This is a genomic window from Candidatus Izemoplasmatales bacterium (assembly GCA_041649275.1).
Taxonomy (GTDB): Bacteria; Bacillota_I; Bacilli_A; order Izemoplasmatales; family Hujiaoplasmataceae; genus UBA12489.
This window is the reverse complement of record JBAZNL010000004.1, coordinates 79,595-94,077: the sequence shown is the minus strand read 5'-3', so window position 1 is coordinate 94,077 and position 14,483 is coordinate 79,595. Positions and strand designations below refer to the sequence as shown.

Sequence of the window (14,483 nt, the reverse complement as noted above, 5' to 3'; positions counted from 1 at the left end):
GGTCACTCGCCGTCAAGGCGCTTGATGAAATCGACGCACTGGTTCAATTTCAATCTTTCGAACTCCATGACGAGTTTTTCCTTGTCGTCGATGGTCTTGACTTCCAGCTTGGCGACCACCTTGGAAAGCAGGATCTTCTCGATCGCCTCGTGTTCGACGTCGTCGTTTTCGAAGCAGGCGCAGTAGATGTTGACGAAGTCCTCGATCTGCTTCAGGATGCGGTTGCCGAAGGAGATGTTGAAGGGCGCCATCAGCGCCTCGACGCTCTTGATCAGGGCGTTGTTCTCGGCGTCGAACGTCCCCTTCTCCCGCGCTTCCTGGAGGAGGCGGTTCATCGTCTCGTCGTCGTAGTACTGCTGCGGGATCGGATCGGAGTAGTTGCGGACCTTCGCCGCGCGCTTCGTGAAGTTCATCGTCTGCGCGCGGTCGTAGACCTTGTCGGAGATGACGAACGTCGATTCGTCGCGGTTCGCGGTGCCGATGAACCAGACGTTCGGCGGAATCCGGAGCGTATGGCCTTCCTCGAGCGCGAGATAGTCGACGTCCTCTCCCTGTTCCCTGCGGGAGAGCTTGATGTTGAGGAGCTTGAGTTCGCGCTTGTCCTCCTCGTGTTCCATCAGGGAGAGGAAGTCGGAGAAGTAGTACTCGATCCGGGAGAGGTTCATCTCGTCGAGCAGGACGAAGGTGAAGATCTCCTTGTTCAATGCGGACTTGTACAGGGCCAAGGTGAACTTCTTCGGGGTGTACCTCATCGAGAACTCGTTGTAGTAGCCGAGCAGTTCGTTCTTGTCCTTCCACGAGGATTCGACCTCGATGATCTCGCAGTTCCCGAGGATCGCCTCCGAGAAGATCTTCGGCAGGCTCGTCTTGCCGGTGCCGGACATGCCCTGGAGGATCGAGAGCCGGCTCGCCCCGAGCCCGGCGACGAAGGTGGCGATGTCTTCCTCCGTATAGGAGAGATGGAGCCGGGAATTTCTGGCGTAGTCGACGACGAACTGCACGAGCTGGTTCAGGGTGGTATTTTCCGTTTTGGATGCCTTCCGGCGCTTGAGATCCTCGCGGAACGCCTCGGCCTTCCCGTCGAGTTCGGTGAAGGCGGGGCAGGGGTCGAAGTCGGACGGCGTCTCCTCGCCCCGGTCTTCGCCGGTCGGCGCGCTGCCGGCCGCACCTTCGCCCTCGCCCGCCGTCGCGACGGCGGCGATGTTCAGGTCGTCGCGGTCGAACGCCTTGCGGATGAACATGATCACGAGCAGGGCGACGGCGCCGACGAGCGCGTAGATCGCCTCCGATCGGATCGTATATACGTAGTCGTTCACGCCGCCGGGGGCGGGAACGCCGTAGAAGGCGAAGATGTCGAGGATGACCGCCCGGTCGATCTGTTGCCCGATCTGGAAGTAGTAGCCGGAGATGCTGACCATGAAGATGAAGAAGATGTTGACGATGGCGGCCGACCGCACGATCGAATCGTAGCGGCGGTACTTGGAGAGGTAGCCCGCGATCGCGGCCGCGAGGAAGACGCCGGACGAGATGAGCATGACGAGGATGACGTAGGCGATGATGCGGTACCCGGGATCGAGGTTCGCGTAGTCGCGCAGAAGGTCGATCCCGGTCATCGCGATCGAATCGGAATAGGCGCCCGACTGGATCGAGACGACGAGCACCTTCAGCATCTGCATCCCGCCGGTGATCGCGGTCATCAGGACGACGTAGAAGAGCGATTCGATCCGCGGGAAGCGGAGCTTGCTTTCCTCCAGCACGGAATGGTTCAGGGAATGGAATTTACCGAGGAGGATCGAGAAGACGAAGACGGCGACGGTCGCGCAAAGCATCGGCACGTAGGCGACCGTCGACGCGGCATTGCCGTTGATCGTATGGTAGATCACCATCGCCAGGCCGGCGAGGAAGAAGACGAGGGTGACGACGAAGACGTACGAGAGCAGCGTCTTCGACTTCTGGACGAACCCCGCCTTGTCGTAGAAGTAGTAGGAGATGCACTTCGCGAAGAAGAGGATCAATCCCAGGAAGAACCCGAACTCGACCAGGAAGAAGACGACCACCAGGACGTCCGTCTCGCCGGCGAACAGCACGTTCGCCAGGATGGCGGGATCGACGGCGTCGTCGGCGCCGATCGTAAAGACCGGGATCGCGAACACGAGGAGCTGGATCAGGATGGCGAGGACGTCGATGACGAGGACCGCGAGCGGGATCCGCGACAGGCTCAGCTTGAGTTCCCGTTCCGCCTGCTTCCCGTCGACGCTATGGGCGAGGATCTTCCTCCGGAGGATGACGAAGACCAGCGCGGCCAGGAGGAGGACGATGTTGGCGATGACGAGGATCAGGGCGAAGGTCGAGAGGTAGATGATGACCGCATGCAGGACGATCAGAAGCGCTTCGAAGGCGAAGAGGAGGATGATCGCGGGCACGAATCCCCGGTTCTTCTTCCTGATCACGCTGACGCCGGAAACGAGGATCGGGACGAGCGACACGTAGAAGAGGATCGTGAAGACGAAGGCGACGATGGTTTCGAATCTTCCCGACATGAAGTCGGCGGAAAGCACCCAGAAGCTGTCTTCATAGGGAGAAGGCAGCGGCAGGGACAGGATCCACAGGTTCGAGAAGAAGACGAGAAGCAGCGCTCCGATCGCCATCAGTCCGACGAACCACGGTTTCGCGAACGGTTTTTTCATGGTGAAACCCCCCGAATGATGTTCTTTCGTACGACCTCTTGTGGAAGTCGGAATGCCGGCGATGCGATCGCCGGATGTGTTTCCGGTTTTAATCATCATATCACTTTTTTACCCGAAAAGATAGGGTCATGGCCGATTCTGCCGTCGACAAGGGCGATGACGGCCGGCAGGGTCGTCCCGGATTCGCGACCGATTGACGCGGTTTTCATTCCCTTGCCCTCGGAAAGATGAGTCAATCCCTCCCGAAGGTGGTATACTGACCTTATCATGACCACGACAACCCGGCCCTGTCGCCGGATGGACTACGGAGGATGAACACATGAGGAAGCATTGGATCATGGCGGGCATGTGCCTGCTTTTCGCGCTGAACGCCTGCGACCGGACGGTCCCCGGCACGACGTCGACCGCCATCCGGACGGCCGTCACGACGACCTCGACGACGACCGCAACCACCACGACCGGCACGACGACGGCGGCGTTCTTCGTCGCGTTCGAGGAGAACGGCGGATCGCCGGTCTCGGACTGCACCAGCGCCGCGCAGATGGAAAACCTGCCCGTGACCGTCCGCCGCGGGTTTTCCTTCGGCGGCTGGTTCGAGGACGCGGACCTGACCGCGGCCTTCGATCCCGAGAGTCCCCGCACCGACTGGACCTTCACCCTCTACGCCCGCTGGATCGCCCTCGATCCCGCGGTCGTGACGTTCGAGTCCGACGGCGGGTCGGACATCGCCTCGATGTCCCTGTTCATCGGCGAGACGGTCGCTCCCCGTCCCGGGGATCCGTCGAAGACCGGGTATTCCTTCGGCGGCTGGTACGCGGATCCCGACCTGACGTCGGAATACGATTTCTCGACGCCGCTCGTCGGGAATATGACGCTCTACGCGAAATGGCTTGCGGCGGAAGTGACCGTCACCGTCGAGCGCCATTTCGAGACCCTTGCGGGATCGTACGAGAAGACCGGCGAGGAGACGATCCTCGGATTCACCGGATCGACGGCCGTCGCCCCGCTTGCGCCCGTCCCCGGTTTCTCGATCGACGAAAACCATCCGTCGGCCGTCCTCTCCGGAACCGTCCTCGCGGACGGGTCCCTGGTCCTGAAGGTCTATTACGGACGCAACGACTACACGATCTCGTTTCAGACGAACGCCGACCTGTCGATCAGCTCGATCACGCTCGCCTTCGGGAGTCCGGTGACGCGGCCGTCGGATCCGATCCGTGCCGGCTTCACCTTCCTCGGATGGTACCGGGACGAGGCGCTCACGGTTCCCTACGCGTTCTCGACGATGCCGGCCGAAAACATCACCCTGTACGCGATGTGGCTCGGCGGAAACGCCTTCCTCGCTTTCGATTCGAACGACGGCACGCCCGTGGACACGATCCATGCCCCGGTCGAAAGCACGATCGTTCCGCCGACGCCGCCGACCAGGACGGGATATTCCTTCGGCGGCTGGTTCCTTGACGACGACTGCACGGAGGAATACACCTCCTGGGTCATGCCCGACCATGACACGACGCTTCATGCGAAGTGGATTCCCCTGGTCTATACGATCGTGTTCGAAGAGAACGGCGGATCCGAAGTCGCGGATCTTTCCGCTCCCTATGAGTCTCCGATCGTCCGTCCGGCCAATCCGACCAAAGAAGGCTATCAGTTCGGCGGCTGGTTCGTCGATCCCGAACTGACGTTCGAATACGTCTTCACGACGATGCCGTATCTCGGGAAGACGATCTACGCCAAATGGACCTCCGATCTCGAGGAGACATCGATCGCCGACGTCCTGGCGCTCGACGAGTGGACGTACGTCGAGGTCACGGGCGTCGCGTTCGCCGCAATGAACGACGGGCAGGTCGGCTACTACGTCTTCGACGCCACCGGCGTCCTGTTCATCCAGGATGACGCCGCGTCCGTCGCGATCGCTTCGCGTTACCGGATCGGCGGGATCCTCCGCTTCTGGAACGGCGTGCCGATGCTCATGCACGTCACCTCGACCGCGTTCCTCGACGCCGGTCAACCGCTTCCCGATCCGGCGCTTCAATCGCTTTCCGCCGCGGAATCCGCCTTCCCCGACAAGTCGGTCTATTCCGCATGCGTGACCCTCCGCGGAATCGTCCGCCCCGCGGCGGAGGGATTTTTGCTGCTCGACCCGGCCACCGCCCTGACGGTCCGTCTCGATCCGAGGATCGGAGGCGACCTGTCGCTCTGGCTCAACCGCTATGTCGAGATCGACGCAATCTACGCGCGTCATGAAGGCGCCTGGCGGTTCGGCGCCTACGCGATCGTCGAACCCGCGATCGACGATCTCAAGAAGGCGGAGATGCTTTCGGACTGGTGGATGACCGCGATGGCGGGGCGGCCGTACTACGAGGAGACGCCGCTCGACTTCCTTACCGACGATCCCTTCGGCTGGGGATCCTACGCCTATGTCTACAATGACGACAACCGCATCTACATCGACGATGCCGCCCGGGTCTTCAGAACCGTCGACGCGCCGACCGAGGTCGTCGTGCCCGTCGTCGCGACCGTCGGATCCGCTTCGTATTCCTGGAACTGGACCTTCACCCTCCTGCCCGCCCTCGACGGGACGATCGCCTCGTACCTGAACGCCTCCGATGGCGAGATCGTCGACCTCTCGGTCATCGTGACGATGATCGCCGACGACGGGACGATCCTCCTCGAGGACGCCACCGGCGGACTGTTCTTCATCCCTTCGGACGAATTCTCCCTGGGCGACGCGCTTTCCCTGAGGGTCCGCCGCACGGCCTCCCAAGGTTGGGCGGTCCTGTCCATGGAGGATGTCCTGGAACTCTCGGTCGTTGCGCGCCTTTCCTGGAGGGACCGTTCCGCGGATCCGATGACCCTCTCGGAATTCGCATCGCTCGATCCTTCCGATCCGACGACCTACGGACGGTACGTGGAGCTTCGCGGCTTCCTCGATCCGCTCTTTGACGATGCGTGGGGCGAAGGCCACGGTTTCCTCCTCACCGACGATGCGACGATGTCGCTCGACGTGATCCCCGTGACGTGCGCGGGGATGGAGTCCCTCTTCGGAATGACCTCGCTCGAAGTCGTGATCCGCGGTTACGTCGCCGGGGACGGCGACGGGAACGTCGCCCTCTGGTTCGAAGGCCTGCGCGGCGACGTCCGGATCCCGGACTACACCGACCAGGAGCGCGTCGACATGATCGGCACGCTCTTCGCCCGCGCGAACGCCGGGAGGACCTTCTCCGCCTTCGACGGCTTCGCCTTTCTTCCCTACCATCCGGTCCTCGGCGGATCGATCGCGTGGACCTTCCCCGAAGGATTCGCGGAACTCTATGATTTCGATGCCCGCGTCTTCCGCTTCGTCGCGGAACCCGTCACGATCCAGCTCGGCTTCTCCATCACCGTCGGCGCGGTCTCGAAGACGTTCGTCTACCAGACCGTGCTCGACCATCCGGCATATACCGCGATCGCCGGTCTGGAGGGAACGGACGAATATGAAGGCGCCTACGTCAGGGGCCTGGTCGTCTACCGCCGTCCCGATCTTCTTTTCCTCCAGGACGAAACCGGGATCATCATGGTCGAGGAATACGACATCGACGCCTATGCCGGCGACGAAATCGTCCTCTACGCCCGCAAGCGGGTCTCGGAATACGGCACGGCGTCCGTCACGCTCGTCCGGGCGGAAGACGACCGGTTCCTGGTGGCCATCCTCTCGCGCGACAATCCCGTCGCGATCGCCGACGCCCCGTGGGAACTTTCCGACGTCGCGGCGAACGATCCGACGGCGGAATCGTCCTACAACCGCCACGTCACGCTGAGCGGCCTGCTCCGCGAATCGTCGGAATACGGCGGCTGGTTCGAGGTCGTGCGCGGGTACGACCGCGTCCTCGTCGGCGTTCCCGACGATTACACCTATTTCAAGATGATGGCCATCCTCGCGGACGGACCCGTCGAAGTCCGGATTCCCGGATATCTTTCCGGCTACGACCTCGACGCCGGACTCTGGCAGCTCTTCTGGACGGGACTCGAACCGATGGAGTATCCGACCTACACCGACGAAGCGGTCGCGGCGATGATCGCCGACTGGATCGAATCCGAGATCGCGGGACCGGTTCCCGGCGACACGGGCGGGTTTTTTCCGCCGCTGTCGCATCCCGACCTGGAAGGCGTCATCGCCTACGAAGCCTACGGCGGGAACGCCGGCCTGATCCACTTCGAAACCGGCTTCGTCGACCTCGTGAACGGTTCCACGGACGTCTCCGTCCGCGCCACCGTCGCGGTCGGCGACGCGGAGGTCGTCCTCGACTTCGTCTGGACGGTCATGCCTGCGGCCGCCGAAGCCGACTGGGTGACCGTCGGGATCCTGCTCTCCGACCTCCGTGCCGAGGCGGTCTGGCTCGACGCGTCGATCCTGTCCGCCTTCGACGGACCTGTCGGTTCGGAGATCCTGGTGACGGACGGCTTCGCCAAGCTTTGGGTCGTCCTTCCCGAAGGGATGTGGCTCTACGATGGCGCCGGCCTCGTCGGTCAGGAGTTCATCGGTTACGGATCGCTCACCCGGCAGAACGGATGCTGGAAGTTCGCCGTGACCGAATACGAGATCGCCGCGAATGACGATTTCCACGGCGATACTTTCGAACCCCTGACGCTGGGCGAGACGGAAGCCTTCGACTTCCGCGGGGACTGGTGGTGGGTCGCCGGCGCCGTGGAACTCGAGGGCGTCCTCGGACGGACCGACGACGACCTTTACGTCCTTCGCGACGGTACGACCGAGATCGTCCTCCGGGGCTGTTACTTCGACGAGGGCGACCTCGCCTACGGGATCGGCCTGCCGATCCGGATCCGGGGATTCTTCGCGGGCGTCGACACGACGAACGGCGTCGAAAGGGTCATGGTCTCCTTCACCGACACGATCCCAACCGACGGGTTTCCCTACGTCCTGACCACCGACGATCCCCAGGCGATCGCGGAGATGATGCTCGACATCCTCGACGCCGGCATCGAGGGAAGGACCTTCGAGGCCTTCGAATGGGTTCGGGTCGTCGACTCCTGGCCGCTCTTCCCCGAGATGATCGTCGAATACCTGCCCGCAGGCGACGTCACCTTCGCCTTCATCGCCCACTCCCTGTCCTTCGTCGGCTGCGAGACGGACCAGGAGGGAACGGCGATCCTCAGGATCCTCTATCTCGGCGCCGTCGCCACCAGAACGATCCACTTCCGCGTGAACGGCTTTGCCATGGGGACGCTCGCGGACCTCTTCACGCTCGACGATCGCCTCACCGAGTTCTATCTGCCGGTCACCGTCCTGTATTCCGGACGGGGTTTTTCCTACATCGACGCCATGGGGTCGGTCTATCGTCTGGAAGGCGACTGTTACGGCTGGGTTGAGCCCGGTCAGGGAACCTGGCTCTACGGCAAGCGCACGACGATCGACGGCGAGGCCGGCTTCACCTACGACCTCCGGTTCTTCGGAATCCACTACGACACGCATGTCCCGGCTGCGACCGACGCCGGCGTCGCCGACCTCTACGCGGTCGCGGCGGGAACGCTCTCCGCCTATCTGGACGTCCGCGGAATCCTCGGATACGACTCCTTCATGGACATGTTCACGCTCTCCTCCGGAGGAAAGACGGTCTATCTTCGCGAGAACCTCCCCGAGGGAGGTTATGAAGCCTTCGGGCTTTGGGACGGCGGATCGATCACGCGCCAGGACCTCACAACGCTGATCGGCGACGAGGTCCGGCTCAAGCTGTTCGTTTCCGACGACACCGTGCGAAACGACATCCTGGTCGCCGATTTCCGCGGATACGCCGACGAACTTGCGCTCGTCGAACTCTCGCCCGCGGAAACCCTCAAGGTGGTCGAATCGAAACTGTCGGCGATGCTCGGCGGGATGACCTTCGGCGGCGGCGAAGCGCTCTCGTGGGCGTTCCCCTACGCCGACGAGACCCGCATGGTGTCTCTTTCCTACGCCCCTGCGTCGGGCTTCGAATCTCTCCCGATCGACTGGATCAACGGCGGGATCGTCGGCCTGATCGCCGGCGCGATCGACGTCGACGTCGTCTGCACGATGACCTACGTCGACGAGAGCGGCGAAAACCCGGTCGAGTACACGGACACCTTCGTCTTCACGATCCATCTGGTTCCGGCGCCGCAGGTCACGGTGCGCGAGGCGCTCTGGGGCGCCGTCGGCGAACGTTACGTCCTCGAGGGCGTCGTCGAGCGGCACTTCGACGACTGGTGGATCATCCTCTCGGACGAGACCGGACGCATCTACGTCGACGCGTCGGGACATGAGAGCTGGCTGGACGTCCCGCTGAACGACGGCGACGTCGTCCGCCTTCTGGGGACGCGCGCCCTGTACGAATACGAACATTACGTACCGATCCTCGACTACGTCGTCGACATCGACGTCGTCGGCCATGTGGAACTGCCGGATCTGGCGCCGAAGCCGATGACCGTCCAAGACATCCTGGAGCTCGACTACCTCTGCCCCGATGCCTTCAACCAGTACGTCTCGATCACCGGCACCCTCGTCTTCAGCGGGAACCTCTGGTATCCTTCCTTCGACATCCGCGGGGAAGGCATGCCCGAGGACGGGTCCTACGACATCCAGATCTGGGGGAACACCTATCAGGAATACAATGAGGCCATCTACCCGCTGGTCGGGAGCGTCCTGCGCGTGGAAGGATACCTGATCGGCTACCAGTACGTCTACCAGGCGTTCGACTGGATCGTCCTGGACGCACGGCACGCGGTCCTCCATCCCTGAGGCATCCGCGATCATCCATCTTTGGAAGCGTCCGGCCGGACGCTTCCTTTTTCTGCATAAAAAAACCCGTCCGGAAGGGACGGGTTCGGGAGACGAGGGGAAGTCACATGTTGTAGACGGAGCTCACGATCGAGCGGAAGTCGCGGTCGGCGAGGATCCGTTCGAGGAAGGCGAGGAGTTCTTCCTCGCTGTTGATCGTCACGGTGCACCATTCGTCCGACGGATCGTTGCGCTTGATGTCGCGCAGGATCTCGCCGACGAAGCTGACGTTCACCGGGTACGGCATGATGCCGTGCGAAACGCGCAGGACGGGCAGTTTGAACTTGATGCCCTTCCCGCTGCGGATGTAGATTTCGTGGCTGATGCGGCAGTTGCGGACGGAGTTGGTGAACTTGGCTTCGATGTCGTACTGGGTGTAGCCGAAGACGACGCGTCCCTGGCTTTCTTCGGCGATCTGGTCGAAGCGTTTGGCGAAGAGATCCTTCGGAAGCGGATTTTCCGTGAATTCGAATGTCATGGGGCTCCTCCTGCATGAATGGGATGGACGGCCGGCCGACATAGGCGACCGGCCGTCCTCATGTACAACAACATTATACCCAATTCGCCTCGAAATGACAAGAATGCAGAGCAGAATGACCGGTGCGGAATCTTCGCGATGGATCGGATGCGGGAATCGGCTTCATCGCCGTCGGGTTCAGTACGGGATCGCCTGTCGTCCCCCGGCCATGAGGCCATGTGACGTGTCGTTGCGCATCGGTTGCGCGTCATTCGTGATCATTTCTGGTAGAATACTTGCGAGGTGATGCCGATGAACAGGATCCAGGACAACATCAAGCGGATCAGGAAAGAACATGGAATGACCCAGGAGGATGTCGCGAGCAAGCTCTACGTGACGCGACAACTCATCAGCAAATGGGAGATGGGCAAGTCGCTTCCCAACATCGCCGACGTCGAAAGACTGGCGGAAATCCTCGGGGTCGGAGTCGACGACCTGCTCGACGATGAAAGCGTCAAGTCGATCACCCTAAGCGAAGCGATCGACAACCGGAAGAAGCGCAAGTTCGTCTGGATATCCATCTTCACGAGCATCGTCGCGGTCGGACTGGGGCTGTTCGTGCTTCTATCCGCCCTTTCCGGCCGTGACGATCAGATCGAGGTGATCGTCGCCTACTGCTATGTGACCGAGGCGGACGTCGAACTCGGGAAGTACGCGTTCGAAAACGATTCCCTCCGAGTCGAGATCGACGTCTTCCGCGATTCCTTCGGGTGGAATATCATCGATGCGGACGGAACCCCTTATGCGATCGAAGAACTCGTCGTCGGCGACAACGTCCAGATCTCGTATGAAGCCGATCCGTCGAACGGTCTTTCGATCGTCGTCATCGACAAGGTCCTCGATGTCGAACTGATGGGCGTTTTCGTGACTTCCGCGGCGACCGCGTATGCATCCCTGGACGAGATCACGGCGGCGACCGAAGGGGTTCGCTTCTGTTATCAATCGGAGAACCGTTCCGGGTGGAACGCCGAGACCGAGGTCACCACCACGCAGGACCGCTTCTACATCCATGCTACGATCGACGTATACATCGATCTCGATCCATTGAAGATTCCGGATGAAGCCCGCATCGGGCTCATCCGATCCGACGGAATCGTCGAGATCGACCTCGTCGACCTCGATTCGCAGCGCACGTATACCTACGAGGGGGCGTACCGAAGCGGCGGACCGGAACTGACGACGACCGAGACCGTCCGCGTGACGTATCGGATTCACGTCCGATTCGTCTCGACGGTCGATTCCTTCACGGTTCTCGAATACGACCAGAACCACGATCTCGTCATGGAAACATCCCTGTCTTCCGACAATGCCGTCGCCTTCGTCGCGCAGGAAGAAACCCTCCAGGCGTATGTCGTGACGAAACGGACCGTCGTCGGCGGACCGTACGGAACCGACGAGCTGACGAACGCCTATGAACTGTTGCGGGGCGAGACACGGACGTTCGCCTTCGCCGACGGCTGCGGCATGGTCGACTTCGTCGATTATACCCTTGACTGAAGAGAAGCCGCTTCCGCGCGCCGGAAGCGGTTTTTTCTGCGGACGGCGGCATCGGCTCCGGACGATCGACGGGCATCGAAGGAAAACCAAAAATCTCACGATGCGATGTTGAATGTTTTTCGTTTCCACCCTATAATAAAAAAGAACGCGAATCACTTCCGTGTCGTTCTTCATCGACGCGGATCGCAGGGGGGATCGCATGAAACGTTCGCAGAAAGTCCGATATCTTTTCGACCAGTTCTTGTCCAAGGGCACCTTGGCGATCGTGCTGATGCTCACCGTCATCACGCTCGGCGCGGTGTTGTTGATCGGAGTCCTGTCGCACTTCTTCGCCGGGGGAGAGACGAATGTCTTCCAAACATTATGGACCAGCCTGATGCAGACGCTCGACGCCGGCAATCTCTCCGGCGTCGAGGGATCGTTCGGGTATGTGCTTCTGATGACGATCGCGACGATCGTCGGGATCTTCATCACGAGCATGCTCATCAGCGTTCTCTCGAACGGTTTCCAGGAAAAGCTCGAGAACATGCGGAAGGGAACTTCGCAAGTGATCGAGAAGGGGCATACGCTCCTGCTCGGCTGGAACGACAACATTCCCGTGATCGTCTCCGAGATCGTCACCGCGAACGAAAACGTCAAGCGTCCGGCGATCGTGATCCTGAGCGAAACGGACACGCTGACGGTCCGGGACGGGCTGAAGGCGACGGTGAAGGACTTCAAGAACACGAAGGTCATCGTCCGCTGCGGCGAGATCCATCTCAAGGACAATCTCGAGCGGTGCGCGATCGCCCACGCGCGATCGGTCGTCGTCGCGGAGAACGACGACGTCGCGATCATCAAGTGTCTTCTGGGAATCAGCCAGACGGCGTTCTTCGCCGAGGAGTCGAAAGGCCACGCGACGGCGATCTTTTCGAGTCCGCAGAATCTCGTGGCGGCGAAGAAGATGTGCGGCGACCGGCTGGAGGCGATCCTGCTTTCGGACGCGATGAACCGCATCACGGCGCAGACCTGCCTCCAGCCGGGACTCTCTTTCATCTACAAGGAACTGTTCGATTTCGAGGGGAACGAGTTCTATTTCTGTCGTCACCCCTCCCTGACGGGAAAGACGATGAAGGAATCGCTCGGTCTCTTTCCCGATGCGGCCGTCTGCGGGTTGTTCCGGGACGGAAAGCCCCGGGTCAATCCGCCGATGGACACCGTCATCGGGGAAAACGACCAGCTGATCGTGATCTGCGAGGACGACGACAAGGCGGTCATCGCGGCGCATTCAGAAGAACGCTTCGCGAACCGGATCGTCAGGACGCCGCATCAGGCGAGCCGGAGCGTTCGAAGGCTCCTGTTCATCGGCTACAACCCGAGTCTCCTTGCGGTCGTGGAAGAGATGTGTCCCTATGTGATGAAGGATTCGCATCTGTCGTTCCTCGTTCCCGTCGACACGGAGACGGCGCCGCTCGACGAAACCCTCCGCCGCTGCGGAGTGGGATACGACATCCAAAAAGGCATCACCTATTCGAACGATGCGTTGGCGAAGCTGGATTACGCCAAGCTCGACACGATCGTCGTGATCGCGAACGACCTCGCTGACGGGGAGCGTTCCGACTCGGAAACGCTCCTGACGATCATGCATCTCAAGAACATCCTGAGCGAAAGCAAGCTCGACATCCCGATCATCATCGAGATCGAACGGATTCAGAACGAACCGGTTCTGCATTACGCGAGCGTCGACGACTTCATCGTGTCCAACGTCCTTTCCAACAAGATGCTCTGCCAGATCGCCGAGAACCGACATCTGAACGCCGTCTTCAACGAGCTGCTCGGCGAAGAAGGATCGGAGGTCTACTTGAAGCCGGCGAAACAGTACGTGAAGACGGACGAGACGGTCGATTTCGGCACCGTCGTCGCAAGTGCCGCGCTCAAGGGGGAAATCGCAATCGGCTACCGCCTGAAGCGCATCCATGAGAACGGCGGCGTGATTCTGAATCCGAACAAGGAGAGGGAAATCGTCTTCACGGCCGCCGACTCCGTCGTCGTCCTCGCGGAAGACTGACGATTGCTTCCGATGTCGAAACGTCGGTCGATCACGAAAGGAAACAGCACAAAATCCGACATTTCGAAACAAGAAAATGCGATTTCACCGGAAAACGCGTCAGAACGTGAATCTTTTGCCGTTTTTTCTCATATCGGCATCCATGGTCGATTTCACGGGCAGCCCCTTTGGGGCTGTTCCGTTTTTATAGTAAATCCATTAATGGATTGACAACTATAAGAGAATATTTCTATTTGGATATTGATAAATAATCGGAACATGCTATGATGAATGTCGGATGGAACAAGTCGTTTTTATAGATATCATGAATGTGATTGCTATGTTTCCAGATCGAAGCACGCCGAGTCATGGTTATTGCTTGCTCGACATTTTTCTTTGATACGGTTGTCATTATGTCGTCAAGTAGTCGTCAAGTGACAATCCCAAAATTTTTTTACATTTCATCCTCTTCCATATACGATTGTGTATTACTCAATAACCCACAGTTCAATTGAATTCTGCAAAATGTGAGAACATATAAATATAGGAGGTAAAACAATGCAATTCGACGAATGGTTAGGAGTAATTGGTATCATGGTGGGATTGATTGGCATTGTTGTCGGTATCATCGGAGGACGTAGCTTGAGTATTTCACGATCAATGAATAACACTATAAGGAATCCAAAGAACAGCACAGTACAACAAGCACAGACAATCAATATTGGCCTAGACTCATATGCCGTTATCAAATTATCAAAGGAAACAACCCAAGAAGAACTTCAATCAATCATTTCATCTTTGGCATCCAATGAAAAGAAGTTGGGTGATATTGAACAACAAATCATGAACACTCCAACAACGACCGTAAGCAAGGAAGCGCCGAAAAACCCCAAGAATGGCGATGTATGGATACAGATAAAAGAAGACGAAAATAAAGATTAATCATTTTGATAAAAATGTGAAAAT

At 59.7% G+C, this 14,483-nt stretch carries 6 protein-coding genes; 4 read left to right on the top strand and 2 right to left on the bottom strand.

Annotation, left to right across the window (positions count from 1 at the left end; translation table 11 throughout):
• Positions 1-2: 2 nt before the first annotated feature.
• Positions 3-2,687, bottom strand: a complete 2,685-nt coding sequence (locus WC509_04545) for a hypothetical protein (GenBank protein ID MFA5006717.1) — start codon at positions 2,685-2,687, stop codon at positions 3-5.
• A 319-nt stretch (positions 2,688-3,006) separates the two neighbouring features.
• Between WC509_04545 and WC509_04540 the strand changes: the two genes are divergently transcribed.
• Entirely contained in the window at positions 3,007-9,438 is a 6,432-nt protein-coding gene (locus WC509_04540) for an InlB B-repeat-containing protein (protein ID MFA5006716.1), read from the top strand.
• 103 nt (positions 9,439-9,541) lie between these two features.
• Here WC509_04540 and WC509_04535 read toward each other — a convergent pair whose 3' ends face one another.
• A complete protein-coding gene (locus WC509_04535; GenBank protein MFA5006715.1) occupies positions 9,542-9,955 on the bottom strand; it encodes a hypothetical protein in 414 nt (137 codons plus the stop codon).
• Positions 9,956-10,246: 291 nt separating this feature from the next.
• Here WC509_04535 and WC509_04530 point away from each other — a divergent pair, with 291 nt between their 5' ends.
• The 3 genes from WC509_04530 to WC509_04520 all read left to right on the top strand — a co-directional run bounded on the left by WC509_04530 (position 10,247) and on the right by WC509_04520 (position 14,459).
• Positions 10,247-11,491, top strand: coding sequence for a helix-turn-helix domain-containing protein (locus tag WC509_04530; GenBank protein MFA5006714.1), 1,245 nt, complete (start codon positions 10,247-10,249; stop codon positions 11,489-11,491).
• Between the two features lie 199 nt (positions 11,492-11,690).
• Complete coding sequence (locus WC509_04525; protein ID MFA5006713.1) at positions 11,691-13,538, top strand: hypothetical protein; 1,848 nt, start codon at positions 11,691-11,693, stop codon at positions 13,536-13,538.
• A gap of 537 nt (positions 13,539-14,075) precedes the next feature.
• Positions 14,076-14,459 (top strand): hypothetical protein, encoded by a 384-nt coding sequence (locus WC509_04520; GenBank protein ID MFA5006712.1) that lies wholly within the window; start codon positions 14,076-14,078, stop codon positions 14,457-14,459.
• The last annotated feature ends 24 nt before the right edge of the window (positions 14,460-14,483 follow it).